The following is a 24,771-nucleotide window of genomic DNA, read 5'->3' on the forward strand; positions in this document are numbered from 1 at the left end:
TCTAGCCCTCTTCGCTCCAGCCCTGCTCGCGCACGAACTCGACGATGATCTCCAGCCGGCGCACCGGGTCGTCGAGTTCGAGCAGGGCCTGGCGCGCCGGCATCTCGAACGGCAGCAGTTCGACCAGGCGATGGCCGACCCAGGCCACCTCGTCGCGTACCGGATGCAGGCCGAACTTGGGCAGCTCCTCGGCCAGGCGTTGCAGCAGACGCAGACAGGGCGCGCAGTGCACGGGCACCGGCGCGGTCGATTCCGGCGGCTTGAGCTCGACTTCGCCGATCAGCAGGCGGTTGGGGCCGGCCCGGGTCGAAAGGATGCGATAGCGGCCGCCGCCCTCGACCTCGATCTCGAACACGCCGGGCGTGTTCATGTCGGCCGTGCGGATATGGGCCAAGGTGCCGACCGGCTCGGGCTGGGCCAGTTCGCCCACCTCGGCGCCGGACTGGATGAGGCAGATGCCGAAGGGCTCGCCGCTGCGCAGGCAGGCGCTGACCAGATCGAGATAGCGCGGCTCGAACACCTTGAGCCGCAGACGGCCGCCGGGCAGCAACACGGTGTTGAGCGGGAACAGCGGCAGTTCCATCAGCCTTCCGCGCCGGGCTCGCCCCAGCGTTGCATCAAGCTGTGCGGCACGCCGGCCTGATCCAGCACCCGGGCGACGACGAAGTCGACCACCGCTTCGACCGAAGCCGGCCGATGATAGAAGCCGGGATTGGCCGGTAGCAGGGTGGCGCCGGCCTCGGCCAGCCGGGTCATGTTGCGCAGATGGATGAGCGAGAACGGCGTCTCGCGCGGCACCAGGATCAAGGGCCGCTTCTCTTTCAGCATCACATCGGCCGCGCGCTCGATCAGGTTGTCGGCCAGGCCCTGGGCGATGGCCGCCAGCGTGCCCATGGTGCAGGGGCAGACGATCATGGCGTCGGCCGGGTTCGAGCCGGAGGCGAGCGGGGCAAACCACTCCTCCTTGCCATAGGCGACCAGCTCGCCCGCGTGGCCGGCGAAGCGTGCGCTCAACTGGGCAGCGAGTTCGGCCGTGTCGCTGGGCAGCACGAGATCGAGTTCCTGCCGGGCGACGATGCGCGCCGCCGACGAAACCAGCAGTTCCACCCGGCAACCGGCCCGCAACAGGCATTCGAGCAGACGCAGGCCATAGGCCATGCCCGAGGCGCCGGTCCAGGCCAGGGCGATACGCTTGTGACTCATGCTGTCGACTCCCGGCGGTATTCGATTGGCGACATTGGCATCATGCGGGCAACGATGAGGCCGTTGATCAGGCCGGTCAACCAGGCCGCGCCGAGAAACAGCGGCAGCAGGCCGATCAGGCTCACACCCGGCATCAGCCAGACATCGACCAGCAGCAGCTGCGTGCCGATGTGACCGAAGGCCGCCAGCAGCGACAGGCCGACCGGGCCGAACCAGGCCGGGGGCAGGCGCGCGGCGAGGGCGAGCACGGCCAGACTGGCCAGGCCGCCGGCCAGGCTCAAGGCGAAGGTGGGCGTGAGAAAGGTGCCGAGGAACAGGGCGCCGGCAACGATGCGCAGGAGCGAGACCCAGGCCGCCAGCCGCCAGCCATAGCGATAGAGCACCAGCAGGGTGACGATGTTGGCCAGGCCCGGCTTGATGCCGGGGATGGGCAGCGGGATGGCCGCCTCGGCCAGGGTGAGGCCGATGCCGGCCGCCGCCAACGCGGCGATGCGGCGGTCCTCGAGGCTGGCCTTCAGTTCAATAATTGAGGCTGTCATAGGCCGCCCTGCCCAGCTCCACGCTCACCCGGTTGGGCAGGCAGATCGCCGCCTCGCCCGCCTTGAGCCAGCCTTGATTGACGCACAACTGGCGCGGGCCGGGGTCGGCCTTGACCCGTACCCGGCCGTCGCGAATCTCCACCTCGGTCGTGCCCAGCGGGCCCGGCACGGCGATGATCCGGTTCAGGCGCAGGCTGGCCTCGGCAAAGGTGCGGCCGGCCTGCTTGATCAGCACCCGATCGGCCGGCGCCGGGGCGTGCAGGGCCAGCCCCGCCACCAAGGCGAAACCACCGGCCAGCAGCAGCCAATCGCCCGGATAAATCCATTGCGCCACTTGGCTACGGCCGCTGCGCTTAACGCCGGCCACGCCGGCATTAGCCTGCGCCGAAAGGCCGCTTGGTCTATGCCGAAACCGCATTTTCAGGCCAACCCCCGATGCCGCACCAGCACCTGCTGGCTGGCGCGGAAATGCTCGGCCAGGGTCTCGGCGAAATAGACCGAGCGGTGCTGGCCGCCAGTACAGCCCAGGGCCACGGTGAAATAGGCGCGGTTGTCGCGGATATAGGCCGGCAGCCACTTCTCCAGATAGGCCCGGATGTCGGCCAGCATGGCGCCCACCTCGGGCTGGGCCTGAAGGAAGTCGATCACCGGCGCATCCTTGCCGGTGAAGGGACGCAGCTCGGGGTCGTAATGCGGATTGGGCAGACAGCGGACATCGAACACCAGATCGGCGTCGAGCGGAATGCCATGCTTGAAGCCGAACGACTCGAAGACCAAGGTGAAGTTGGCGCCGCCCAGGTTCAGCCAGTCCTTCACCCAGGCACGCAGGGCGTTGGCCGTGAGCTCGCTGGTATCGAGCCGATGCGACAGGGCCGCCAGCCTGGCCAGCAATTCCCGTTCCTCGCGGATGCATTCCTCCAGCGAGCGCTCACCGGTGCTCAAGGGATGCCGGCGCCGGGTCTCGGAAAAACGCCGGACCAGTTCGCTGTCGGTGGCATCGAGGAACAGCACGCGCAGGTCGAGCCGCGCCTGCAGCCGGTCCAATTGCTCGGGCAGACGCTCCAGGCAGTCGCCGCTGCGGGCGTCGATGCTGACCGCGGCGTCCTGGCAGCCCTGCTGCTCCAGGTAGCCTACCACTTCCGGCAGCAGCATGGCCGGCAGATTGTCGATGCAATAGAAGCCGGCATCCTCCAGCACCTTGAGTGCGACGCTCTTGCCGGAGCCGGACAAGCCGGTGATGACGACCAGACGCACTCAGCCCTCTCCGCCCTGCATGGCCTGGTGCTGGAGATTGACGAATTCCTCGGTGCTGTTGATGCCGTGCTGGCGGAGGATGTGGTTGCGCACCGCCACCTCGACCAGCACCGCCAGGTTGCGGCCCACCGCCAGGGGGATGCTCACCTTGGGGATTTCCACGCCGAGGATGGTCTCGCTGCCGGACTGGATGGCCAGGCGGTCGACGTCCTGCCATTGCTCGGCCGGGGTGAGATGGACGATGAGTTTGAGGTTCTTCTTGAATTTGACCGCCGCCTCGCCAAACAGCCGACGGATATCGAGCACGCCCAGGCCGCGCACCTCCATGAAGCCGCGCAGCAGTTCCGGGCAGCGGCCCTCCAGGGTGTCGGGGGAGACGGCATAAACCTCGAGGATGTCGTCGGCCACCAGGCGGTGGCCGCGGCTGATCAGTTCCAGCGCCAGTTCGCTCTTGCCGGTGGCGGCGGCGCCGGTGATCAGCACGCCGAGACCGGCGACCTCGAGGAAGACGCCGTGCAGGGTGACCGAGACGGCCAGGGCCTGGCTGATCACATGCGACAGGATGCGCATCAGGTAGGTGCTCGACTCCGGGGAGACGAAGACCGGAATCTGCCGCTCCTCGGCCATGCTCAGCAGGGTCGGCGGCGGTTGCTCGCCGTTGGCCACCACCACCACCGCCAGTTCGCTGGCAAGCAGGTTGTTGATCGCCAGCGCCTGGCCGTCGGTCGGCAGGCTGCGCAAATAGCCCATCTCGGCATTGCCGAGGATCTGGATGCGATTGGGATGGACCAGGTTGAAATAGCCGATCAGGGCGAAGGCGGATTTCTCCACCGAGTCCGAGGTCAGTTTGCGCCCACCACCCGCGCGGCCGGCAACCCAGTCGAGCGGCACCTGCTCCCGGGCCAGCTCGTACAGTTGATCGACGGTGATGAACGGGCTCAGGCTGTCCATTCACTGACCAGGCGGTGCAGGGCGGCGGCATCCGGCGCGGCACGCAACTGATCGCGCATGGTCTTCTCGCTGAACATCTGCGCCAGCTCGCCCAGTATCTGTAGGTGCAGGTCGGTGGCCGCCGCCGGGGCCAGCAGGACGAAGACCAGGTCGACCGGCATGCCGTCCGGGGCGTCGAAGTCGATCGGCGCCTTCAGGCGGATGAAGGCGCAGGCGGTGTCCTTCAAACCCTTGATCCGGCCATGGGGAATGGCGATGCCGTAACCCAAAGCGGTCGAGCCCAGCTTCTCACGAGACTGCAGGCTCTCGAATACCTCGTTCGCCGGCACCCCGTAGCTGATCTGGAACAGACGGCCCGCCTCCTCGAACAGGCGCTTGCGGCTACCTGCCTCAAGGCCGGCCAGGACGTTTTCCGGTTTCAGTAAAGGGCTGATCAGGTTCATGGTCACCTCTGGCAGGGCGGGCGGCAGAACAAGGGTTCAAGCAAACGAAAAATGACGGTCATATCGACTTGCGCTGGTTGGCCGGCGGAATTTGCATCTGTTCGCGATATTTGGCAACGGTGCGGCGGGCGACAACATAACCCTGCTTACCCAGCATAGTCGATATGGCACTGTCGGACAGCGGCTGGCCGCGATTCTCCGCCTCGATCGCCTGTTTGATCAAGGCCTTGATCGCCGTGCTGGAGGTGGCGCCGCCCTCTTCCGTGCCCAGCGAGCTGCAGAAGAAATACTTGAATTCGAACAGGCCACGCGGGGTGAGCATGTATTTCTGGCTGGTCACCCGCGAGACCGTCGATTCGTGCAGGTCGAGCTGCTCGGCGATCTCGCGCAGCACCAGGGGCCGCATGGCGGTCGGCCCATGCTCGAAGAACAGGCGCTGGCGCTCGACGATGGCCTGGGCCACGCGCAGGATGGTCTCGAACCGCTGCTGCACGTTCTTGATCAGCCAGCGCGCCTCCTGCAGCTGGGTCTGCAGGCTGCCGCCGGCGCGGTTCTGGCGCAGAATGCCGGCGTACATCTCGTTGATGCGCAGCTTGGGCATGGCGGCCGGATTGAGGCTGGCCTGCCACTGGCCGCGCAGCTTGCGCACCAGCACGTCGGGCACCACGTATTGCGCGCTGACCTCGGCGTAGCGGGCGCCCGGCCGCGGGTTCAGGCCAGTGATCAACGCCCGCACCGCCTGGAAGTCGGCATCGAGGGCAATGCCCAGCCATTTCTTCAGCTTGCCGTATTCGTGTTCGGCCAGCATCTTCAGGCCTTCGCGCGCCAAGCGCCTGGCCTCGGCCAGCCAGGGGGTCTCCGGCGGCAGGGTGGCCAGTTGCAGGCACAGGCATTCGGCCAGGTCGCGGGCGCCGACCCCGACCGGATCGAAGCTTTGCAGCAGTTTCAGCGCCGCTTCGAGTTCGACCAGGTCATATTCCGCGTCCTCGGGCAGCATCTCGGCCAGTTCTTCCAGGCTGACGGTGAGGTAGCCGTCCTCGTCGAGGGCATCGATCAGCAGGGCGACCAGCCGGCGGTCGCGCTCGGCGACGGGCGTGAGCGAGAGCTGGTCGAGTAGGTGCTGGCGCAGGCCGGCCTGGCTGGCATCGGGCTGCTGAAAACCGAGTTCGTCGTCGTCCTCGCCGCTGCCGGGCCCAGCCACGCTGCGGTCGCCCCAGGCCAATTCGGCATAGACCTCTTCCGACTCCAGACCACCCGACTCCGGCGCAGGCTCCGTGGTCTCGTAATCACCGCCCTCCCCCTCGCTGACATCGGCCCGCTCCAGCATGGGGTTGTCCTGCAAAGCCTGGCTGATTTCCTGTTGCAATTCCAGCGTCGACAGCTGCAGCAGGCGGATCGACTGCTGCAATTGCGGCGTCAGCGTAAGCTGCTGGTTGAGTCGGAGTTGAAGGCTTTGCTTCACGGCTGAAGCCGTCTCGAGAAGGAAAGAATCGTGCGCGAATTAGAGGCGGAAGTGTTCACCGAGGTAGACCTTCCTGACCTCGTCATTATAAATGATCTCGTCCGGGCCACCGGCGGCCAGGACGCAACCCTCGTTGATGATGTAGGCCCGGTCGCAGATGCCCAGGGTCTCGCGCACGTTGTGGTCGGTGATCAGCACGCCGATCTCGCGCTCGGTGAGGAAGCGGATGATCTTCTGGATGTCGAGCACCGAGATCGGGTCGATACCGGCGAAGGGCTCGTCGAGCAGGATGAAGCGCGGCTGCAGGGCCAGGGCGCGGGCGATCTCCACCCGCCGGCGCTCGCCGCCCGACAGGCTAACTGCCTGGGCATCGCGCAGATGGGTGATATGCAGGTCTTCCAGCAGGTATTCCAGGTGCTCGCGCACCCGACCTTCGTCATAGCCGCGCAGCTCGAGCACGGCGGCGATGTTGTCGGCCACCGTGAGCTTGCGGAAGATCGAGGCCTCCTGCGGCAGGTAGCTCAGGCCCTTGCGGGCGCGCTGGTAGACCGGCAGGTGGGTCAGTTCGGCATCATCCAGCGCGATCCTGCCGCCGTCGGCCCGGACCAGGCCGACCACCATGTAGAAGCAGGTGGTCTTGCCGGCGCCGTTGGGACCGAGCAGGCCCACCACCTCGCCGCTGTTCACCTCGAACGAGACGTCGCGCACGACCTCGCGTGACTTGTAGCGCTTGCGCAGACCCTCTGCCCGCAGGCAGCTCATGGCTTGGCCCCCACCGGCTGGGCCGGAGCGGTGCCGGCCTCCTTGCGCTTGGGCTTGATCACCGCGCGCACCCGGCCCGGGCCGCTGGTCGGCTCATTGCCGACCGCGCGATAGGTCTCGGCCTTGGCGTCGTAGATGATCAGATTGCCGCGCACCTCCTCGTCGCCGCGCTTGAGTCGGGCATTGCCGATCAGCTTGACGATGTCGGTGACCGCATCGTAATCGATGCGCTTGCCCACACCCTCGACATACTGGTCGCGCGCCTCCTGCTTCTGGCGAAAATAAACCGGCTTGGTCAGGCCGTGGGCCTCGCCCGAGGTGAAGCCCTGCTCGTCCTGGCGGACGTCGAGCCGGTCGGCGGTGAGCAGCAGCGTGCCCTGGGTCAGCACCACGTTACCCTCGTAGACCGCCGTCTGCTTGGCGTCGTCCACCTTCAGGGTGTCCGATTCGACATGGACTGGCTTGTCCCGGTCCGCCTTCTCCGCCCGCGCCGGCAGCGCGGCCAGCAGGGCCAGCGCACCGCACAGACACAGGGAAACAATGCGCTCAGCCGCGTTTTTCATAGACGCTTCTCACTTTCCCGCCGAAGCGGATGATCGGATCCTCGCCCTCGGCCACCATGGATCCGGCCTGGATATTCGAGCCGGCCTGGCGCACCGTCACCGCGCGGTCGGTCTGCATGCGGTGGGCGTCGGGCGTGACGTGCAGATACTGCGTGGTCAATTCCACCGGCCCGCGCCCGGAGGTCGCCGCCCGCACCATGTGGACGTCGTCGAGGAAATAGATGTGATCGCCGTCGGGCGTGACCAGGGCGCGCTGCGAGCGCACGCTGACCGGCGGCCGACCGGCCGCGACCTGGGTGAACAGGGGGCTGTCCAATCGGGTGGTGTCGTCGTCCATGTAATGGGTCATGCGCCGGGCCTCGAGCTGGTGTCGCGGCTGACCCTTCATGTCGAAGGCGGTCGCCTTGAAGTTCTCGATGATGTAGTCCGGGTCGTGGCCGAAGCCCCGGCTGTCGACGAATTGCACCACCTGGACCACCCGGTCGAGCCAGAAGGTCAACGCCGCCAGCACGGCGGCCACAACCAGAGGGGTCCAAGCGACCAGGCGCTGGCCGGTCATCGGTCGTAGTGCGCCATCTGCGCCGCCCAGGTGCCCTGGGCGCGCATGATCAGTTCGCACACCTCGCGGGCGGCACCGCGTCCGGCATGGGCCCGGGTGATGTAATGCACCTGGCCGGCCACCAGTTCATGCGCCTCGGGCACGCTAAAGGCCAGGCCGCAACGCTTGAGCACCGGCAGGTCGACCAGATCATCGCCCATGTAGCCGGTCTCCTCCGGCTTGAGCCCGGTCTGGGCGAGCAGCCGCTCATAGACGGCCAGCTTGTCGTCGGCGCCCTGGAAGATGTGGGTGATGCCGAGGTTCTTGGCCCGATGCAACACGACGTTGGAGGTGCGGCCGGTGAGGATGCCCGCCTCGACCCCGGAGGCCTTGAGCATCTTGATGCCATGGCCGTCGCGGGAATGGAAGGCCTTGTATTCCTGACCGTCGTCGCCGTAGAACAGGCTGCCGTCGGTGAGCACGCCGTCGACGTCGAAGATCAGCATCTTGATCTGCTGGGCCCGCTCGATGAGTTCCTGCTCGCTCATACCACCCCGGCCCTCAATAAATCGTGCATGTTCAAGGCGCCGACCAAACGGCCCTCGCCATCGACCGCGAGCACACCGTTGATCTTGCGCTCCTCCATAAGGCGCACGGCCTCGGCGGCCAGGGCGTCCTGCGCCACGGTGAAGGGATTGCGCGTCATCAGCTCGGCGATGCCGCTGCCCTGCAGGTCCAGGCCGCGGTCGAGGCAACGGCGCAGGTCGCCGTCGGTGAACACGCCGGCCAGGCGGCCGTCGGCGTCGACCACGGCGGTCATGCCCAGGCCCTTGCGGGTCATCTCCAGCAACGCCTCCTTCAGGCTCGCGGTCGGCGGCACCACCGGCAGGGCCTCGCCGCTGTGCATGAGGTCACGGACATGGACCAGCAGGCGCCGGCCGAGCGAGCCGCCCGGGTGGGTGCGGGCAAAATCCTCGGCGGTGAAGCCACGGGCCGAGAGCAGCGCCACCACCAAGGCGTCGCCCAGGGCCAGGGCCGCGGTGGTGCTGGCGGTCGGCGCCAGATTGTGCGGGCAGGCCTCGGTCGCCACGCTGGCATCCAGGTGCAGGTCGGCTTCGCGGCCCAGGGTCGAAGCGGGATTGCCGGTCATGCCGATCAGCTTGGCGCCGCGCCGCTTGATCAGGGGCACGATGGCCACCAGCTCCGCGCTCTCGCCGGAATTGGACAGGGCGATCACCACATCGTCGCCGGTGATCATGCCCAGGTCGCCGTGACTGGCCTCGGCCGGATGGACGAAGAAGGCCGGGGTGCCGGTACTGGCGAGCGAAGCGGCGATCTTGCTGCCGATGTGGCCGGACTTGCCCATGCCGCTGACCACCACGCGGCCACGGCAATCCAGGATCATCTGCACCGCGGAGACGAAGGCACCATCGAGCCGGGCACCCAGGGCGGTGACGGCCGAGGCCTCGATTTCCAGGGTGCGGCGGGCGATCGCGAGGATCTGTTCTGAAGTATTGGCTGGCGATGTCATAATGGCTCGTCAGTATAGCGACAAGCGGGATGCCCCTCCACAGCGACCCTCAACAATAAAGCCATGCATACCACTCTGGGCCTGATCGTCTTCCTCCTCGCCGCCGCCGTGCTGGCGACCACCCTGTTTCGCGCGCTCAACCTGCCCGCCCTGCTAGGCTATATCGCCATCGGCGTCATCGTCGGGCCGTCCGCCCTCGCCCTGGCGCCAAGCTCCGAAGAAGGCCGACATCTGGCCGAATTCGGCGTGGTCTTCCTGATGTTCTCCATCGGCCTCGAATTCTCCCTGGCCAAGCTCAGGGTCATGCGCCGCCAGGTCTTCGGCTTCGGCGGCCTGCAGGTGATCCTGTCCATGCTGGCCGGCCTGGCGGCCGGCCTTGCCCTCGGCCTGGGCTGGGCCGCCGGGGTCGCCCTGGGCGGGGTGCTGGCCATGTCCTCCACCGCCATCGTCAGCAAGCTTCTGGCCGACCAGAACGAGCTGGACCAGCCGCACGGCAAGCTGATTCTGGGCGCCCTGCTGTTCCAGGACCTGGCGGTGGTGCCGCTCTTGATCTTCATCCCCTCCCTCGCCTCCGGCGGCGACATGTTCGGCGAACTGGCCCAGGCCGGGCTCAAGGCGGTCATCGGCCTCGGCCTGATCCTGACGCTGGGCCAGAAGCTGCTGCGGCCCTGGTTCCATCTCATCGCCAAGCGCAAGTCGAGCGAGCTGTTCATGCTCAACGTGCTGCTGATCACCCTGGGCCTGGCCTATGCCACCGAGGTGGCCGGGCTGTCCCTGGCCCTGGGCGCCTTCGTCGCCGGCGTGCTGATCTCGGAGACCGAATACCGCTATCAGGTGGAAAGCGACATCCGCCCCTTCCGCGACGTGCTCATGGGCCTGTTCTTCATCTCGGTCGGCATGCTGCTCGACCTCAACATGGTCGCCCAGCACTGGGGCGTGCTGCTGCTGGTCACCACCGCCCTGGTCGGGCTCAAGTTCGCCCTGGTCGCGCTTCTGGCCTGGGCGCTGCGCGAGCCGGCGCACATCGCCGTGCGCACCGGCCTGGGCCTGGCCCAGGGTGGCGAGTTCGGCCTGGTGCTGCTCGGCCTCACCGCCAGCCACGGCCTGATCGGCCCCGGCATGGAGCAGACCGTGCTCGCCGCCCTGATGCTGTCGATGATCGCCGCCCCCTTCCTGGTGCAATACAGCCAGCGCATCGTCCAGCGCCTGGCCGGCAGCGAATGGCTGCACCGGGCACAGGACGTCCACGCCATCGCGGTGAAAAGCTTCGGCGTATCCGATCACGTCATCCTCTGCGGCTACGGCCGCAACGGCCAGGGCCTGGCCCGGATGCTGGAGGCCGAGGGCGTGCCGTTCATGGCCCTCGACGACGATCCTGGCCGCATCAAGGCCGCGGTCGCCGCCGGCGACAACGTGGTGTTCGGCGACTCGACCCGGACCGAGGTGCTGATGGCTGCCGGCATCCGCCGCGCCCGCGCCGTGGCCATCACCTTCGCCGACACCGGCGCCGCGCTCAAGGTACTGGCCGCCGTCCAGCACCTGAAGCCCGGCATGCCGGTGATCGTGCGCACCATCGACGAGAACGACCTCGACCGACTGAAGGAGGCCGGTGCCACGGAGGTGGTGCCCGAGGTGTTGGAAGGCGCCCTGATGCTGGGCTCGCAAACCCTGCTTATGGCCGGCGTGCCGCTGGCCACCGTGCTCAAGCGCATCCGCCAGATGCGCGAACAGCGCTACAGCTCGCTGCGCGGCTTCTTCTCCGGCCTGGACGAGGCGGAGCAGAACCAGAACGAGCAGGAACGTCTGCTGCCGCTGCACATCACCCCCAACCTCAAGTGCGTGGACATGCGCCTGGGCGACCTCGAGCTGGACGACATCGGGGTGCAGGTGGTCGCCGTGCGCCGACACGGTATCCGCGGCTCGGAGCCCAATGCCGACACGGTTTTGCAGGCAGGCGACATCATCATCCTGCGCGGGGCGCCGGATGGGCTTGCCGCCGCCGAAATGCGCCTGGGCGCGGTTTAAACTTTCCCGACAGTTCCATTCACACCACCAGACGAAGGGATAGCAATGTTGCGATGGCTGGCAGGTCTGTTCGGCAACTCCCCCGACAAGCGCAAGGCGACGCAGCAGCCCGGTGAGACGGCGGGGACGGCGAGCTTCCTCGGCCGCAGCCCCATCCTGAACCGCAAACTGGCCGTCATCGGCTATGAGTTCCAGGCCCGGCAGGCGATGGACGCCGGCCTGCTCGACAAGCTCATCCAGGAAGGTGAAACCCTGTTCAGCGGCCGCCGCCTGACCTTCGTCCCCCTGCATCCGGCGTCGCTCGACCTGCCGCAAGTGGCCCGGCTGCCCGCGACCGGCGCCGTGTTACGGCTTTCCGCCCCCGGCCAGCCGGTCTCGCCCGAACAGGCCGAGACCATCCTGATGCAGGCGCAACAGCTGCGGGCACAGGGCTACGCCTTCGCAGTCGATGCGACTTTGGCGGTCGGCCCCCTGGCCGCCCTGCTGCCCAGCGCCCGCTACCTCACGCTCGACGTCAAGGGCGGCGATCCGGTCTGGCTGCTCGAACAGCAGAAACGCTGCGCTGCCGCCTACCCCAACGCCCAACTGATCGCGCGCAACATCGACTCGCTGGAAATGCTCGACGCCTGCCGCAAGCTGGGCTTCCACGGCTTCCAAGGCACCTACCTGACCGGCCAGAAGGACTGGGCCCAGCCCCGGGTCGACGGCAGCCGCAGCGTCATCCTCGAACTGATCGGTTGTTTGAAACAGGAAGACGTCGACTTCAAGGTCCTGGCCCGCATCGCCAGCCAGGACGTCAGCCTCTATTACCGCCTGCTGCGCTATGCCAACTCGGCTGCCTTCGGCCTGAACAAGAAATACGATTCGCTGGAACAGGCCATGGTCCTGCTCGGCCGCCAAGGCCTGCACCAGTGGCTGACCCTGATGCTGTTCTGCAGCAGCCAAGGCGGCGAGCTGGATGTCGCCCTGCGCGAGACCGCCTTCGCCCGCGCCCGCCTGGTCGAGCTCCTGGTCCAGGGCAAATGCAGCCGGGCCGAAGGCGAGCAGGCCTTCCTGGTCGGCCTGCTCTCCCTGGTCGACGCCCTGTTCCAGATGCCGCTCGAAGACGTGCTGCAAAAGCTGGCCCTGCCCGAGCCGGTGCTCGACGCCCTGCTCCACCGCAGCGGCAAGTTCGGCACCTACCTGAGTCTGGCCATCGCCTGCGAGAAGGGGTACGAAGGTGCAGTCGAGGAACTGGCCAAGGAATGCGGCCTGTCCAGCGACCAGGTCAACGCCAAGCACCTGGCCGCCCTGAACTGGGCGCTGGAATTCAACGACAAGCTGGACGAGCTGGACCGGGAGCAGCCCTAGTCGGCTGCCGCCCCTCCAAGAGGCGCCGTCATTCCCGCGAAGGCGGGAATCCATAAACCACGTTTCGCGAACCCCTGGATTCCCGCTTCCGCGGAAATGACCGGCTTGAGTCGCCTCAGCCGGCTGCCGCCTCCACCATCAGCCGCTTCATCTCAGCCACCGCCTGCTCCCAGCCGACGAACAGGGCCTGGGCGACGATGGCGTGGCCGATGTTGAGCTCCGCCACGCCCGGGATGCCGGCGATCTCATGCACGTTGTGATAGTGCAGGCCGTGGCCGGCGTTCACCTGCAGGCCCAGCTTGAGGCCGTATGCCACCGCGCTCCTGATGCGGGCCAGCTCGCTCGCGGCCTCCACCTCGGTGCGGGCATCGGCGAAGCGGCCGGTGTGGATCTCCACCACCGGGGCGCCGGCGGCCCTGGCCGCCTCCAGCTGCTCGGTGTCGGCATCGATGAACAGCGACACCCGGATGCCGGCGGCGCCCAGGCGGGCGCAGGCATCCTTGATGCGCTCCAATTGGCCGGCCACGTCCAGGCCCCCCTCGGTGGTCAGCTCCTGCCGCCGCTCCGGCACCAGACAGACATCCTGCGGTTTCACGTCGAGGGCGATGGCGATCATCTCCTCGGTCACCGCCATCTCCAGGTTCATCCGGGTCTGCAGGCATTGGCGCAGGATGCGCACGTCGGCGTCCTGGATGTGCCGGCGATCCTCGCGCAAGTGCAGGGTGATCGAGTCGGCCCCCGCTGTCTCCGCCATCAGCGCCGCCTGCACCGGGCTGGGATAGGGCGTGCCGCGCGCCTGGCGCAGGGTGGCGATGTGGTCGATGTTGACGCCGAGCTTGATCATATCTTTTGCAAATCGATGAGGAGTTGTCGGGTCGCCAGCGGCTTGTCGCCCAGGTAATGGGCCAAAAGCTGGCGCATGAGTAGTTTACTCTCGGCCAGGGTGCGCGGGTCCGAGTAGTCGCCGGCGGCCATGTCGAGCAGGGTCTTGCCGGCATAGGCCGGGCCGCCGGCAGCCGGCGCGGTGACGCCGAGGTCGAGGGCGTAGCCGTAGCGTTCGTCCGGCTCGACCTGCTGGCCGCTGCCGGCGAGGTGGGTGAGGGTCTGGGCGTAGCCCAGTTCGGTGAGCAGGGCGAGTTCGAACCGACGCAGCACCGGCTCGGCCTCCAGGCCGTCGGCCAGTTCCCGCAGGGTCGCCAGATACTGGTCGTACAGGGCCTCGTGCGGGTCGCCCGGCGGCAACAGGCGCATGAGCAGCTCGTTGAGATAGAAGCCGCACATCAGGGCGGCGCCCGCCAGGCTGCGGCCGTCGCCCTGCCACTCGACCGCGTGCAGGGTGTGCAGCGGGCCCTTGCCGAACCAGCCGAAGGCGAGCGGCTGGAAGGGCAGCAGCTTGGCCTTGAGCGCCGAATGCGGCCGGCGCGCGCCGCGCGCCATCAGGCTGATGCGGCCGTGGCGGCGGGTAAAGGCCTCGATCAGCAGGCTGGTCTCCTTGTAGGGCTGGCTGTGGAGGACCAGGCCGATCTCGCCGTCGATGCGTTCAGGCATGATCGAGATGGCATGAATCGACGGATACCGGGCAAGGGCGCCGCATGACGGGAGAACATATGCCGTCCCTCACCCCCATCCCCTCTCCCGGAGGGAGAGGGGTGTTAAAGCCCTTCCCCCCTAAGGGGAAGGGTCGGGATGAGGGAAAAACACCGATCATTTATCTAGCCAGATAGCGCTAGCCATAGCCGAAGCGCTTGAGCAGGCCGATGTTGTCGGTCCAGCCGCCCTTGACCTTGACCCAGCAGTCGAGGAAGACCTTGGCGCCGAACAGGCGCTCCATGTCCTGCCGCGCCTCGGTGGCGATGCGTTTCAGCTTCTCGCCCTTCCTGCCGAGCAGGATGGGCTTGTGGCCCTCGCGCTCGATCCAGATGGTGGCGGCGATGCGGATCAGGCCGCGCCCGGCCCCGGCCTTGAGCGGCGGCTCTTCCTCGAACTTCTCGATGGTCACCGCCACGGCATAAGGGATCTCGTCGCCGGTCAGGCGGAACACCTTCTCGCGCAGGATCTCGGCGGCCAGGAAGCGCTCGCTGCGGTCGGTGATGGCGTCTTCCTCGAACATGGGCGCCGCCTCGGGCAGCAGGGGTTTGAGCACTTCGAGCAGATAGTCGCCATCCTCGGGTTTGAGCGCCGACACCGGCACGATGGCGGCGAAGTCGAAGCGCTTGGCCATGGCCTCGAGGAAGGGCAGCAAGGCCGCCTTGTCCTCGACCTGGTCGATCTTGTTCACGGCCAGGATCACCGGCCTTTCCTTGGGCAAGAGGCGCAACACCTGCTCGTCGGCCTCGCCGTATTTCATGGCCTCGACCACCCAGACCACCGCGTCCATGTCGGCCAGGGTCTCGGTCACGGTGCGGTTCATCGCCGCGTTGAGCGCGCTGCGGTGGCGGGTCTGGAAGCCCGGGGTGTCGGCGAAGACGAACTGGGCGTCGGCCAGGGTGCGCACGCCGAGGATGCGGTCGCGCGTGGTCTGCGGCTTGCTCGAGGTGATGCTGATCTTGGCCCCGACCAGCAGGTTGACCAGGGTGGACTTGCCGACGTTGGGTCGGCCGACGACGGCGATCAGGCCGGTGCGCATGGCGTTCAGTGCCCGGCCAACTGGGCATAGGCCGCGCCGGCGGCGGCCTGCTCGGCCGCCTTGCGGCTGTTGCCGGTGCCCTGGCAGCGCAGGCCCAATGCCTCGATGCGGCACTCGACGGTGAACACCTGGGCATGGGCCTGGCCGGTCACCGCCACCAGCTGGTAATCGGGCAGGCCCTTGCGCCGCGCCTGCAGCCATTCCTGCAGCAGCGTCTTGGCGTCCTTGCCCTGGGTGTGCGGGTCGATCGCCACCACGGCCGGCCCCATCAGGCGTTCGATCACGCCCTCGGCCGCGGGAAACCCGGCATCGAGGAAGGCCGCGCCGAACAGCGATTCCAGGGCATCGGCCAGGATCGACGGCCGGTCGGCCCCACCGCTCCTGAGTTCGCCCTCGCCCAGCTTGAGGTAAGCACCCAGGCCGATGCGGCGCGCCACCTCGCACAGGCTTTGCTGATTCACCAGATTGGCGCGCAGGCGCGAGAGCTGGCCTTCCTGCAACTGCTGGAAGCGCCGATAGAGCATGAGCCCGACTACGCAGTTGAGCACGCTGTCGCCGAGAAACTCCAGGCGCTCATTGTTCCTGGCCGCGTAACTGCGGTGGGTCAGCGCCTGCTCCAACAGCTCGCGCTGGCCGAAACGATGGCCGATGCGCGCCTCCAGACTGGCGAGATCCGCGGTCATTGCCCCGCTTTGCCGCCGGCCTGGGTCTCGAAGTCAATGCACAGATTGACCTTGCCCATCAGCGGCTGGCGCACGGAATAGGCCAGCTTCGCGGTCACCCCCTGCGGGCCGCGCTCGATCAGGAGGTCGCGCGGGGTGACCCGGGTGATGTTGTTGATCGACAGCTGCTTGCCGAATTTTTCCATGATCTCGGCGTCGCTGACGTTGTCCAGGCTGGGTTGGGCCATGGTCTCCTCGACCATCTTCTTCAGCGTGAAGTATTCGATGTAGGCCGGCACCACACGCATGGCCATGATGCCGCCGAAGATGACCACGATGACGAGCAGCAGCATGCTGATCAGGCTGAACCCCTTTTGCTTGGACATGTCTCCTCCTATTCGATGAAGTGGCCGATGCGGCCGAACTCGCCGAAGTTCCACCAGATCATGAAGGCGCGGCCGACGATGTTGCGGTCCGGCACGAAACCCCAGTAGCGGCTGTCGTTGCTGGCATCGCGGTTGTCGCCCATCATGAAATAGTGGCCCTCGGGCACACGACACTTGAAGCCCGACTCATTGTAGGTGCAGTTGTCGCGGTAAGGAAAATCGCCCTCGACCTGATGCACCACCACGGGCGGCGCCTCGGGCTGAATCATGACGGTGTGCCGGTGTTCACCCAGGACCTCCTGATAGGTCTGACCGTTGATGTAGTTGAGGCCGCTGCCGACGTACTGGTATTCGCCGACCCGCGCGAGCGGCACCGGCCTGCCATTGATGATCAGCTGCTTCTCGCGGTATTCCACCACATCGCCGGGCAGGCCGATGACGCGCTTGATATAGTCGAGCGAGGGGTCCTTGGGATAGCGGAAGACCATGACGTCGCCGCGCTGGGGCTGGCCGACCTCGATCAGCTTCTGGTTGATGATGGGCAGGCGGATGCCGTAGTCGTACTTGTTGACCAGGATGAAGTCGCCGATCTCCAGGGTGGGCAGCATGGAGCCGGAGGGGATCTTGAACGGCTCGACCAGGAACGAGCGTAAGAGGAACACCACCAGGATGACCGGAAAGAAGCTCCTGGCGTAATCGACCAGCAGCGGCAGCTTGGCGTCCTTGGCCCGGCCCTTGCCGGTGACCAGGGCATCGAACAGCCAGATGCCGCCCGAGATCAACAGGGCGACGAACAGGATCAGCGCGAAGTTCATTTATTTCTCCCCCACCTGCAGGATGGCGAGGAAGGCCTCCTGCGGAATCTCGACGTTGCCCACCTGCTTCATCCGCTTCTTGCCTTCCTTCTGCTTTTCCAGCAGCTTTTTCTTGCGGGTGATGTCGCCGCCGTAGCACTTGGCCAGCACGTTCTTGCGCAGGGCCTTCACCGTCTCGCGCGCGATGATGTGCGAGCCGATGGCCGCCTGCACCGCGACGTCGAACATCTGGCGCGGGATCAGCTCGCGCATCTTGGCCACCAGCTCACGCCCGCGATACTGCGAGGTCGAGCGGTGCACGATGAGCGACAGGGCATCGACCTTCTCGCCGTTGACCAGGACATCGAGCTTGACCAGGTCATCGGCGCGGAACTCCTTGAACTCGTAATCGAGCGAGGCATAGCCGCGCGAGGTGGATTTCAGCTTGTCGAAGAAGTCGAGCACCACCTCGTTCAAGGGCAGATCGTATTTGAGCATGACCTGGCGGCCCATGTACTTCATGTCGACCTGGGCGCCGCGCTTCTGGTTGCACAGGGTCATCACGTTGCCCAGGTAATCCTCCGGCACCAGGATGGTGGCGGTGATGATCGGCTCGCGGATCTCCTCGATCTTGGACGGGTCGGGCAGCCGGGCCGGGTTTTCCACCTTGACCAGGCTGCCGTCGCGCATGATCACCTCGTATTCGACCGAGGGCGCGGTGGTGATCAGGTTCTGGCCGTATTCCCGCTCCAGCCGCTCCTGCACGATCTCCATGTGCAATAGGCCCAAAAAGCCGCAGCGGAAGCCGAAGCCCAGGGCCTGCGAGGTCTCCGGCTCGAAGAACAGGCTGGCGTCGTTCAACTGCAATTTGGTCAGGGCGTCGCGCAGCGAGTCGTAATCGTGCGACTCGACCGGATACAGGCCGGCGAAGACCTGCGGCTTGATCTCCTTGAAGCCGGGCAGGGCCTCGGCCGCCGGCTGCGCCGCCAGGGTGACGGTATCGCCCACCTTGGCGTGCTTGAGTTCCTTGATGCCGGCGATGATGAAGCCGACCTCGCCGGTGGTCAGCAGCTCACGCGGCTGCGACTTCGGAGTGAACACACCGATCTGCTCGGCCAGGTATTCGGCCCCGGTTGCCATCAGCCGGATCTTCTGCCGGACCTTGAGCTCACCATCGACCACGCGCACCAGCATGACCACGCCGACGTAGTTGTCGAACCAGGAGTCGATGACCAGGGCCTTGAGCGGCGCATTCGGTTCGCCCCTGGGCGGCGGCACCCGGGCGATCACCGCCTCCAGCACGTCCTCGATGCCGACCCCGGTCTTGGCCGAGCAGCGCACCGCGTCCTCGGCCGGGATGCCGACGATGTCCTCGATCTCGCGGATCACCCGCTCGGGGTCGGCCGCGGGCAGGTCGATCTTGTTCAGCACCGGCACCACCTCGACCCCGAGCTCGATCGCGGTATAGCAGTTGGCCACGGTCTGCGCCTCGACCCCCTGCGAGGCATCGACCACCAGGAGCGCGCCCTCGCAGGCGGAGAGCGAGCGGCTGACCTCGTAGGAGAAATCGACGTGGCCCGGGGTGTCGATCAGATTCAGCCGGTATTCCCGGCCGTCGCGCGCCTTGTAGCGCAGGGCCGCGGTCTGGGCCTTGATGGTGATGCCGCGCTCGCGCTCCAGGTCCATGGAGTCGAGCACCTGGGCCTCCATCTCGCGCGACTGCAGGCCGCCGCAGTACTCGATCAGGCGGTCGGCCAGGGTCGATTTGCCGTGGTCGATATGGGCGATGATGGAAAAGTTACGGATATTGTTTTGCATAAACAAACGGGCGCAGCCTGCGCCCGTGTTCCGTTAAGGAATTGAAAAGTCGGCGAATTTTAGCCGATTTTGAGGTAAGCGCGCACGGCCGCCGGGTCGAAAAAATGCCGGCAGACCTCGCCGGCCGGCCCCACCAGCACCGGCACCTCCCAGTCGTAGCGGGTCTTGAGCCCGGGGTCGCGGTCGATGTCGACCACCTCGTAGTCGACGCCCAAGGCGTCGAGGCCGGCCGCCATGTCCTCGCACAGATGGCAGCCGGCGCGGCCGTAGAGGGTAAGCCTCAAGGCTCCAGGCGCAGGGGAACGATCAGCACCCCCTCGCCCCGCTTGACCTGCAGGGCGACGATCTTGCGCCCCGCCTGGTTGAGCAGCTGCGCCAGCTCGTGGGCGCTGTTCACCGCGCGGGAACTGACCGCCAGGATGATGTCGCCCGGCTGGATGCCGGCTCGGGCGGCGGCGCCGCTGGCATCCTCGACCAGGACGCCGGCCTTGATGCCGAGCTGCCGCTTCTGTTCGGCGCTCAGTTGGCTCACCACCAGGCCGGCGCGGTTGGCCTGCTTGGCGCCGGCATCGGCCACCGCCTTGTCGTCGGCCAGCTCGGCCACGGTGATCTGGATGTCGCGGGTTTGGCCCTTGCGCCAGACCTGCATGCCGGCCTTGGTGCCCGGCTTGGTCGCGCCGACCAGGCGCGGCAGGTCGATCGAGGTGGCGACCGGCTTGCCGTTGAAATTCAACACGATGTCACCCGGCTGCAGGCCCGCCTTCTCGGCCGGACTGTCCGACTCGACGTCGGCGATCAAGGCGCCGCGCGGCTTGTCCAGGCCATAGGATTCGGCCAGGTCGGCGGTCACCTCCTGGATCAGCACACCCAGGCGGCCGCGGCTGATCTTGCCCTTGCCCTTGAGCTGCTCGGCGACATCCATGGCGACATCGATCGGGATGGCGAAAGACAGGCCCATGTAGCCGCCGGAACGGGAGATGATCTGGGAATTGATGCCGACCACCTCGCCCTTGAGGTTGAACAGCGGACCGCCGGAATTGCCGGGGTTCACCGCGACGTCGGTCTGGATGAAGGGCACGTAGTTCTCCTGGGGCAGCGAACGGCCCTTGGCCGAGACGATGCCGGCGGTGGCCGAGTTCTCGAAGCCGAAGGGCGCGCCGATGGCCAGCACCCACTCGCCGACCTTGAGCTGGTCCGGGTCGCCGATGGTCACCTTGGGCAGGTTCTGCGCCTCGATCTTGATCAGGGCGACATCGGTGCGCTTGTCGGCGCCGATCACCTTGGCCCGGAACTCGCGCTTGTCGTTGAGCTTGACCACCACCTCGTCGGCCCCGTCGACCACGTGGGCGTTGGTCATGATGTAGCCATCGGCGCTGAGGATGAAGCCCGAGCCCTGACCCTGGCGCGGCGGCATGAAGCCGCGGCCCTCGGGCGGCATGAAACGGCGGAAGAACTCGAACATCTCATCCTGGCCGGGCATGCCCTGGCGGCCGCCGCGACGGGCCTCCTGGGTGGTGGTGATGTTGACCACCGCCGCGCCCTGCTTGTCGACGATGCCGGTGAAATCGGGAAGATCGGCCGCCCGCGCAGGCCAGGCCAAATTCAGCAAACACACGGAGAGCCAGAACCACTTCTGCATGTCTTACCTCGCTTGACTGGATGAACAGGAAAAATGCTCGGCGTCGCCCTGACGGACGATGCTGGGCCGGCTGGCCCCGGCCCGACGCATCTGCCAGGCGGCCAGGATCAAACCGGCGACGGCGCCGGCCATCGCCCACAGTTCACCGCCTACGGCCATGCCGATGACAGCGCCGCTCAGCAGCAACAGCAGCGGCAGGCCATAGGCACGCAGGGCCGAGCGCAGCAACATGCCGTCCTCGACCGCGACCACGACGGTGTCACCCACCGCTGCGGCAATGGCGTTGTTCACCGGATAGGCCGTCTCACGGCCATGAAACAGCTGGCCGAACACCGTGGTCGAGCCGCAGCCGCGGCCGCCGCAGGCGCCGCAGGAACTCGGCGCCTGAACCTCGACCCAGGCGGTGTCGCCTTCGATGCGCACCACGCGCGCCAGGGTTTCGCTCATCGGTCTTCCACCGCCATGGCCACCGCTTCGATCGCAGGCCACGGCGCCTCGCCCAATACGGTGACCTGATGCTGGCCGACCTGACGCACCATCATGTTGAGCATGCCGCGCCGGCTCTCGCCCTTGACCGGTGACTGGGGCATCCTGGCCATGGGCTCGATGAACAGGGAGATATGGGTGAGACCATCGCTGAACACCCAATGCTCGGTCGCCTCGGCATGCTGTGGCAGCTTGCGCTTGACCGCGGCGACCCGGACGAAGCCGGGCGGCAACTGCTTGAGCCGCAGGGTGTCGCCGCTGGCCTGGGCGGGGGCCTCGGCCATGGCTTTCGCCGACAGCTTGGGCATGGCCGGTTCGCGCGCGCGGCCGATCTGCACCTCGGTAAAGGCATACTGCATCAGCGGCTGGCCGCGCTCGTTGACCATCACCGCCTTGAGCGGGAGATCAGTGCCCTTTTCCGCGCAGAGCACATAGCCCCAGCGATAGCGGTCCTTGGGCACCAGTTCCAGCTGCCGGCAGTCGAGGCCGGCCACCCGGGCCATCTTGCCCGGCTTCAGTTCATACCAGGCGAGCAGCCGCTCGGCCTGGGCCGGCAGCAGGTCGGGGAAATGCCGGCTGTTGAGGCGGCGCTCCAGCTTGGTCTGGCCATCGCTGGTCGACAGGCTGATCGACTCGGCCTTGCTGCATAGCACCTCACGCGGCACGCCGTCGAGCAGGGTGAGCCGGCTTTCCTTGCCGCTGCCGGCCGGCCGGTTGACGATCTGCACGGTCTGCATGGTATCGCCATGCTGGAAGACGAACACGCCTTCATAACTCAGGCGACGCGGCGCCTCCGCCACGTTTTGCAGCCAGTCGGCGGGATCGGGCGCCGCCCAGACCTGTCCCGCCACCAGGCAGACCAGGCCGATCCATCCTTGCCTCATCGTGCCGCCTCCGACACCGTGAGGGTCGCCCGGCTGAAATGCATGTCGGTCGTGCTGGTCAAGGCCTGGGCGTAATCCTGATGGGCGGCCAGATAATCGGCGACATCGACCCCGGCCACTTGCTGCGCCGCCGGCTGGGGCACCGACTGCGCCGCCATCGGCACCGGCGCCTGCTCGTTCGGCGCGGCCTTGAACACCATCCAGGTCACCGCCGCCACGGTCGCCGCGGCGGCCAGCCAGAGGCCGGGCTGCCGGCGCATGGGCCTGGCGACCGGCGCCAGCACGGTCGGCTCCTCGGCCAGGGCGGCATAGAGCCGGGCCGGCGGCCGGCTTGATGCCGGCAGGCCGCGCAGGGCATCGCCGATCAGGCAGTATTCCGACCAGCGCGCCTTCATGGCGTCGTCCTTGGCCAGGCGACCAATCCGCTCCGGGCTCGCCTCGTCGCCGAGCTCGCCGTCGATCAGGGCCGAAAGCCAATCCTCGGCATCGGTCTGTTTGGTCTTCATGGGTTCTTGCATGGTTACCACCTCTTGTCTTGTCCTGTGCCCAGGATCGGTCGCAGCTTGGCGGCGATCGCCTCGCGCGCCCGGAAGATGCGGGAGCGGACGGTGCCGATGGGGCAGCCCATCAAATTGGCGATCTCTTCATAGCTCAGGCCTTCCATCTCGCGCAGGGTGATCGCCGTGCGCAATTCTTCCGGCAGGGCCTCGACCGCCTCGTTCACGGCCAGGGCCACCTGCTTGGACAGCAACTCCGATTCCGGCGTGTTGATGTCCTGCGCCACCAAGCGCTCTTCCACGTCCTCCTCGTCATCCGAGTAGGCGCGCTCGCTGACCGTGGGCATCGCCTTGCCCTTGGCCGCCAGATAATTCTTCGCCGTGTTGACGCCGATCCGATACAGCCAGGTGTAGAAGGCGGCATCGCCACGGAACTGCGGCAGCGCCCGGTAGGCCTTGATGAAGGTCTCCTGGGCGATGTCCTCGACTTCGTCCGGGTCGCGCACCATGCGCGACAGCAGGCGGGTGAGCTTGCGCCAGTACTTCTCGACCAGCAGCTCGAAGGCACGCTTGTCGCCCTGCTTCACCCGTTCGACCAATTGCCGGTCGATTTCCCGTTCACTCATCGGCTGGCCGGGCCTCCCCTTCCCTGACTGGCTTCCCAATTGCACATCGGGCTAGTATAACCGGGCAGAAAGGAGCATCGGCTGCAAAGACCCGGCTGACCTGCCGCAAGTTCCCGACCAACCGTATTCAGAACCTATTTCAGTAGGAAGCATGCAGCGTTACGACGTCCTGATCATCGGCGCCGGTCTGGCCGCCGCCAGCCTCGCCCTCAGCCTGCCCAGCCGCCTGCGCATCGCCCTGCTGGCCAAAAAGCCCTATGAGGAAAGCGCCAGCTACTGGGCGCAGGGCGGCATCGCCGCGGTCAACGGCGCGGACGACAGCCTCGATGCCCATGTCCAGGACACCCTGATCTCGGGCGCCGGGCTGTGCGACGAGGCGACGGTGCGCTACGTGGTGGAGAACGGCCCGGCCGCCATCGATTGGTTGATCGAGGCCGGCGTGCCCTTCGACCGGGAAAACAGCGGCTACCACCTCGGCCGCGAGGGCGGCCACAGCCACCGCCGCATCTTCCACGCCGCCGACGCCACCGGCCGGGTGGTGCAAACCACGCTTAGGGCCAGACTGAAGGCGGCGCCCAACATCAGCCTGCTCGACCAGCGCATCGCCATCGACCTGATCACCGGCCACAAGCTCGGCCTCGAGGACAATCGGGTATACGGCGTCTATGCCTTGAACATGGACAGCGGGCATGTCGAGACCCTGTCCGCCGGGCACACCGTGCTGGCCACCGGCGGCGCCGGCAAGGTCTTCCTCTACACCTCGAACCCGGATACCGCCACCGGCGACGGCATCGCCATGGGCTGGCGCGCCGGCTGTCGGGTGGCCAACCTGGAGTTCATCCAGTTCCACCCGACCTGCCTGTATCACCCGCACGCCAAGTCGTTCCTGATCACCGAGGCCATGCGCGGCGAGGGTGCCGTGCTGCGTCTGCCCGACGGCAGCCGGTTCATGCCGGAATACGACGAGCGGGCGGAGCTGGCCCCGCGCGACATCGTGGCCCGGGCGATCGACTCGGAAATGAAGAAGCGCGGCCTCGATTGCGTCTATCTCGACATCACCCACCAGCCGGCCAAGTTCATCATCAGCCACTTCCCGACCATCTATGAGCGCTGCAAGGAATTGGGCATCGACATCACCCGCGAGTGGATTCCGGTAGCCCCGGCCGCCCATTACACCTGCGGCGGCATTGTGGTCGACCACCAGGGCCGCACCGACCTGGTCAATCTCTATGCCATCGGCGAAACCGCCTGCACCGGCCTGCACGGCGCCAACCGGCTGGCGAGCAATTCCCTGCTGGAATGCGTGGTCTACGGCCGGGCGGCCGCGGCGGACATCGCCCAGAGCCAACCGGCGCCGGAACGCGCCCTGCCGGTTTGGGACGAGAGCCGGGTAACCGATGCCGACGAGGAGATCGTCATCGCCCACAATTGGCACGAGCTGCGCCGCTTCATGTGGGACTATGTCGGCATCGTGCGGACCAACCGCCGCCTGGAGCGGGCGGCGCACCGGATTCAACTGTTGCGGGAAGAGATCGACGAGTACTACTCGAACTTCCGGGTCAGCAACGACCTGATCGAGCTCAGAAACCTGGTACAGACCGCCGACCTGATCGTGCGCAGCGCAACCAGGCGACACGAGAGCCGGGGCCTGCACTGCTCGCGCGACTACCCCGACCTGCTGCCACAGGCGGCCCCGACGGTGCTGGAACCCCCGCCGCGTTAGCGGCAGGTA

Annotated in this window: 29 protein-coding genes; 3 read left to right on the forward strand and 26 right to left on the reverse strand. The window is 66.9% G+C overall.

The genetic code is table 11. The annotated features are described in order from the left end of the window. Nucleotide 1: 1 nt before the first annotated feature. From EL388_RS09880 to EL388_RS09940, 13 genes are read right to left on the reverse strand one after another with little or no spacing between them, the layout of a single operon-like run. The gene (locus EL388_RS09880; protein WP_126463041.1) at nt 2-583 is read right to left on the reverse strand and encodes an LON peptidase substrate-binding domain-containing protein; all 582 of its coding nucleotides are present in this window, start codon (nt 581-583) and stop codon (nt 2-4) included. Continuing rightward, nucleotides 583-1,203 carry a flavin prenyltransferase UbiX gene (locus EL388_RS09885; protein ID WP_126463043.1) on the reverse strand — a complete coding sequence of 207 codons (621 nt, stop codon included), beginning with the start codon at nt 1,201-1,203 and terminating at the stop codon, nt 583-585. Before EL388_RS09885 ends, EL388_RS09880 begins: the two co-directional genes overlap by 1 nt. Next, nucleotides 1,200-1,742, reverse strand: a complete 543-nt coding sequence (locus tag EL388_RS09890) for a Gx transporter family protein (protein WP_126463045.1) — start codon at nt 1,740-1,742, stop codon at nt 1,200-1,202. The genes EL388_RS09885 and EL388_RS09890 overlap by 4 nt, the downstream gene beginning before the upstream one ends. After that, nucleotides 1,723-2,109 carry a NusG domain II-containing protein gene (locus EL388_RS09895; RefSeq protein WP_232019113.1) on the reverse strand — a complete coding sequence of 129 codons (387 nt, stop codon included), beginning with the start codon at nt 2,107-2,109 and terminating at the stop codon, nt 1,723-1,725. The genes EL388_RS09890 and EL388_RS09895 overlap by 20 nt, the downstream gene beginning before the upstream one ends. Before the next feature lie 53 nt (nt 2,110-2,162). Then, on the reverse strand, nt 2,163-2,996 hold the full coding sequence (rapZ, locus tag EL388_RS09900) for an RNase adapter RapZ (protein WP_126463049.1): 834 nt from the start codon (nt 2,994-2,996) through the stop codon (nt 2,163-2,165). Next, nucleotides 2,997-3,947: an HPr(Ser) kinase/phosphatase gene (gene hprK, locus EL388_RS09905; RefSeq protein ID WP_126463050.1), complete on the reverse strand. Its 951-nt coding sequence runs from the start codon at nt 3,945-3,947 to the stop codon at nt 2,997-2,999. Beyond that, nucleotides 3,935-4,390, reverse strand: coding sequence for a PTS IIA-like nitrogen regulatory protein PtsN (gene ptsN, locus EL388_RS09910; RefSeq protein ID WP_126463052.1), 456 nt, complete (start codon nt 4,388-4,390; stop codon nt 3,935-3,937). Before ptsN ends, hprK begins: the two co-directional genes overlap by 13 nt. 58 nt (nt 4,391-4,448) lie before the next feature. After that, nucleotides 4,449-5,852 carry an RNA polymerase factor sigma-54 gene (locus tag EL388_RS09915; protein ID WP_126463054.1) on the reverse strand — a complete coding sequence of 468 codons (1,404 nt, stop codon included), beginning with the start codon at nt 5,850-5,852 and terminating at the stop codon, nt 4,449-4,451. 39 nt (nt 5,853-5,891) lie between these two features. Then, on the reverse strand, nt 5,892-6,614 hold the full coding sequence (gene lptB, locus EL388_RS09920) for an LPS export ABC transporter ATP-binding protein (protein ID WP_126463057.1): 723 nt from the start codon (nt 6,612-6,614) through the stop codon (nt 5,892-5,894). Beyond that, entirely contained in the window at nt 6,611-7,177 is a 567-nt protein-coding gene (gene lptA / locus EL388_RS09925; protein WP_126463059.1) for a lipopolysaccharide transport periplasmic protein LptA, read from the reverse strand. Before lptA ends, lptB begins: the two co-directional genes overlap by 4 nt. After that, a complete protein-coding gene (gene lptC, locus EL388_RS09930) occupies nt 7,161-7,736 on the reverse strand; it encodes an LPS export ABC transporter periplasmic protein LptC (protein WP_126463061.1) in 576 nt (191 codons plus the stop codon). The genes lptA and lptC overlap by 17 nt, the downstream gene beginning before the upstream one ends. Beyond that, nucleotides 7,733-8,263, reverse strand: coding sequence for a KdsC family phosphatase (locus EL388_RS09935; protein ID WP_126463063.1), 531 nt, complete (start codon nt 8,261-8,263; stop codon nt 7,733-7,735). Before EL388_RS09935 ends, lptC begins: the two co-directional genes overlap by 4 nt. Next, complete coding sequence (locus tag EL388_RS09940) at nt 8,260-9,246, reverse strand: KpsF/GutQ family sugar-phosphate isomerase (protein ID WP_126463065.1); 987 nt, start codon at nt 9,244-9,246, stop codon at nt 8,260-8,262. Before EL388_RS09940 ends, EL388_RS09935 begins: the two co-directional genes overlap by 4 nt. A gap of 63 nt (nt 9,247-9,309) precedes the next feature. Here EL388_RS09940 and EL388_RS09945 point away from each other — a divergent pair, with 63 nt between their 5' ends. Together EL388_RS09945 and EL388_RS09950 are read left to right on the forward strand one after the other, a co-directional pair. Beyond that, nucleotides 9,310-11,271 carry a monovalent cation:proton antiporter family protein gene (locus EL388_RS09945; RefSeq protein ID WP_126463067.1) on the forward strand — a complete coding sequence of 654 codons (1,962 nt, stop codon included), beginning with the start codon at nt 9,310-9,312 and terminating at the stop codon, nt 11,269-11,271. 45 nt (nt 11,272-11,316) lie between these two features. Further along, entirely contained in the window at nt 11,317-12,621 is a 1,305-nt protein-coding gene (locus tag EL388_RS09950; RefSeq protein WP_126463069.1) for an EAL and HDOD domain-containing protein, read from the forward strand. A 115-nt stretch (nt 12,622-12,736) separates the two neighbouring features. Here the strand turns inward: EL388_RS09950 and pdxJ are convergent, their stop codons facing one another. The 13 genes from pdxJ to rpoE all read right to left on the reverse strand — a co-directional run bounded on the left by pdxJ (nt 12,737) and on the right by rpoE (nt 23,039). Beyond that, complete coding sequence (gene pdxJ, locus EL388_RS09955) at nt 12,737-13,465, reverse strand: pyridoxine 5'-phosphate synthase (protein ID WP_126463072.1); 729 nt, start codon at nt 13,463-13,465, stop codon at nt 12,737-12,739. Then, nucleotides 13,462-14,169: a DNA repair protein RecO gene (gene recO / locus EL388_RS09960; protein ID WP_126463075.1), complete on the reverse strand. Its 708-nt coding sequence runs from the start codon at nt 14,167-14,169 to the stop codon at nt 13,462-13,464. Before recO ends, pdxJ begins: the two co-directional genes overlap by 4 nt. A 178-nt stretch (nt 14,170-14,347) precedes the next feature. Continuing rightward, entirely contained in the window at nt 14,348-15,247 is a 900-nt protein-coding gene (gene era, locus EL388_RS09965; protein ID WP_126463078.1) for a GTPase Era, read from the reverse strand. Nucleotides 15,248-15,252: 5 nt separating this feature from the next. Then, a complete protein-coding gene (rnc, locus tag EL388_RS09970) occupies nt 15,253-15,930 on the reverse strand; it encodes a ribonuclease III (RefSeq protein WP_126463081.1) in 678 nt (225 codons plus the stop codon). Next, on the reverse strand, nt 15,927-16,295 hold the full coding sequence (locus tag EL388_RS09975; protein ID WP_126463084.1) for a DUF4845 domain-containing protein: 369 nt from the start codon (nt 16,293-16,295) through the stop codon (nt 15,927-15,929). The genes rnc and EL388_RS09975 overlap by 4 nt, the downstream gene beginning before the upstream one ends. A gap of 8 nt (nt 16,296-16,303) precedes the next feature. After that, nucleotides 16,304-17,110: a signal peptidase I gene (lepB, locus tag EL388_RS09980; protein WP_126463086.1), complete on the reverse strand. Its 807-nt coding sequence runs from the start codon at nt 17,108-17,110 to the stop codon at nt 16,304-16,306. After that, complete coding sequence (gene lepA, locus EL388_RS09985; protein WP_126463088.1) at nt 17,111-18,907, reverse strand: translation elongation factor 4; 1,797 nt, start codon at nt 18,905-18,907, stop codon at nt 17,111-17,113. 59 nt (nt 18,908-18,966) lie between these two features. Continuing rightward, nucleotides 18,967-19,191: a glutaredoxin family protein gene (locus EL388_RS09990; protein WP_126463090.1), complete on the reverse strand. Its 225-nt coding sequence runs from the start codon at nt 19,189-19,191 to the stop codon at nt 18,967-18,969. Continuing rightward, entirely contained in the window at nt 19,188-20,546 is a 1,359-nt protein-coding gene (locus EL388_RS09995; protein WP_126463092.1) for a DegQ family serine endoprotease, read from the reverse strand. Before EL388_RS09995 ends, EL388_RS09990 begins: the two co-directional genes overlap by 4 nt. A 3-nt stretch (nt 20,547-20,549) precedes the next feature. Beyond that, complete coding sequence (locus EL388_RS10000; RefSeq protein WP_126463093.1) at nt 20,550-20,993, reverse strand: SoxR reducing system RseC family protein; 444 nt, start codon at nt 20,991-20,993, stop codon at nt 20,550-20,552. Continuing rightward, nucleotides 20,990-21,916: a MucB/RseB C-terminal domain-containing protein gene (locus EL388_RS10005; RefSeq protein ID WP_126463094.1), complete on the reverse strand. Its 927-nt coding sequence runs from the start codon at nt 21,914-21,916 to the stop codon at nt 20,990-20,992. The genes EL388_RS10000 and EL388_RS10005 overlap by 4 nt, the downstream gene beginning before the upstream one ends. Beyond that, entirely contained in the window at nt 21,913-22,434 is a 522-nt protein-coding gene (locus EL388_RS10010) for a sigma-E factor negative regulatory protein (RefSeq protein ID WP_126463096.1), read from the reverse strand. The genes EL388_RS10005 and EL388_RS10010 overlap by 4 nt, the downstream gene beginning before the upstream one ends. Before the next feature lie 2 nt (nt 22,435-22,436). Continuing rightward, nucleotides 22,437-23,039: an RNA polymerase sigma factor RpoE gene (gene rpoE / locus EL388_RS10015; protein WP_126463098.1), complete on the reverse strand. Its 603-nt coding sequence runs from the start codon at nt 23,037-23,039 to the stop codon at nt 22,437-22,439. Between the two features lie 151 nt (nt 23,040-23,190). Between rpoE and nadB the strand changes: the two genes are divergently transcribed. Further along, nucleotides 23,191-24,762, forward strand: a complete 1,572-nt coding sequence (gene nadB, locus EL388_RS10020) for an L-aspartate oxidase (RefSeq protein ID WP_126463100.1) — start codon at nt 23,191-23,193, stop codon at nt 24,760-24,762. Nucleotides 24,763-24,771: the final 9 nt, after the last annotated feature.

The sequence above is a fragment of the Sulfuritortus calidifontis genome (genome assembly GCF_003967275.1).
In the GTDB taxonomy this organism is placed as follows: domain Bacteria; phylum Pseudomonadota; class Gammaproteobacteria; order Burkholderiales; family Thiobacillaceae; genus Sulfuritortus; species Sulfuritortus calidifontis.

Coding starts and splice junctions, on each gene's coding strand:
- EL388_RS09945 (WP_126463067.1), top strand. CDS start 9,310: ATGCATACCACTCTGGGCCTGATCGTCTTCCTCCTCGCCGCCGCCGTG.
- hprK (WP_126463050.1), bottom strand. CDS start 3,947: ATGGACAGCCTGAGCCCGTTCATCACCGTCGATCAACTGTACGAGCTG.
- EL388_RS09880 (WP_126463041.1), bottom strand. CDS start 583: ATGGAACTGCCGCTGTTCCCGCTCAACACCGTGTTGCTGCCCGGCGGC.
- EL388_RS10000 (WP_126463093.1), bottom strand. CDS start 20,993: ATGAGCGAAACCCTGGCGCGCGTGGTGCGCATCGAAGGCGACACCGCC.
- EL388_RS09950 (WP_126463069.1), top strand. CDS start 11,317: ATGTTGCGATGGCTGGCAGGTCTGTTCGGCAACTCCCCCGACAAGCGC.
- lptB (WP_126463057.1), bottom strand. CDS start 6,614: ATGAGCTGCCTGCGGGCAGAGGGTCTGCGCAAGCGCTACAAGTCACGC.
- EL388_RS10005 (WP_126463094.1), bottom strand. CDS start 21,916: ATGAGGCAAGGATGGATCGGCCTGGTCTGCCTGGTGGCGGGACAGGTC.
- EL388_RS09935 (WP_126463063.1), bottom strand. CDS start 8,263: ATGAGCGAGCAGGAACTCATCGAGCGGGCCCAGCAGATCAAGATGCTG.
- rpoE (WP_126463098.1), bottom strand. CDS start 23,039: ATGAGTGAACGGGAAATCGACCGGCAATTGGTCGAACGGGTGAAGCAG.
- recO (WP_126463075.1), bottom strand. CDS start 14,169: ATGCCTGAACGCATCGACGGCGAGATCGGCCTGGTCCTCCACAGCCAG.
- era (WP_126463078.1), bottom strand. CDS start 15,247: ATGCGCACCGGCCTGATCGCCGTCGTCGGCCGACCCAACGTCGGCAAG.
- EL388_RS09975 (WP_126463084.1), bottom strand. CDS start 16,295: ATGTCCAAGCAAAAGGGGTTCAGCCTGATCAGCATGCTGCTGCTCGTC.
- EL388_RS09940 (WP_126463065.1), bottom strand. CDS start 9,246: ATGACATCGCCAGCCAATACTTCAGAACAGATCCTCGCGATCGCCCGC.
- rnc (WP_126463081.1), bottom strand. CDS start 15,930: ATGACCGCGGATCTCGCCAGTCTGGAGGCGCGCATCGGCCATCGTTTC.
- EL388_RS09995 (WP_126463092.1), bottom strand. CDS start 20,546: ATGCAGAAGTGGTTCTGGCTCTCCGTGTGTTTGCTGAATTTGGCCTGG.
- EL388_RS09885 (WP_126463043.1), bottom strand. CDS start 1,203: ATGAGTCACAAGCGTATCGCCCTGGCCTGGACCGGCGCCTCGGGCATG.
- lepA (WP_126463088.1), bottom strand. CDS start 18,907: ATGCAAAACAATATCCGTAACTTTTCCATCATCGCCCATATCGACCAC.
- EL388_RS10010 (WP_126463096.1), bottom strand. CDS start 22,434: ATGCAAGAACCCATGAAGACCAAACAGACCGATGCCGAGGATTGGCTT.
- lepB (WP_126463086.1), bottom strand. CDS start 17,110: ATGAACTTCGCGCTGATCCTGTTCGTCGCCCTGTTGATCTCGGGCGGC.
- lptA (WP_126463059.1), bottom strand. CDS start 7,177: ATGAAAAACGCGGCTGAGCGCATTGTTTCCCTGTGTCTGTGCGGTGCG.
- EL388_RS09890 (WP_126463045.1), bottom strand. CDS start 1,742: ATGACAGCCTCAATTATTGAACTGAAGGCCAGCCTCGAGGACCGCCGC.
- nadB (WP_126463100.1), top strand. CDS start 23,191: ATGCAGCGTTACGACGTCCTGATCATCGGCGCCGGTCTGGCCGCCGCC.
- ptsN (WP_126463052.1), bottom strand. CDS start 4,390: ATGAACCTGATCAGCCCTTTACTGAAACCGGAAAACGTCCTGGCCGGC.
- lptC (WP_126463061.1), bottom strand. CDS start 7,736: ATGACCGGCCAGCGCCTGGTCGCTTGGACCCCTCTGGTTGTGGCCGCC.
- pdxJ (WP_126463072.1), bottom strand. CDS start 13,465: ATGATCAAGCTCGGCGTCAACATCGACCACATCGCCACCCTGCGCCAG.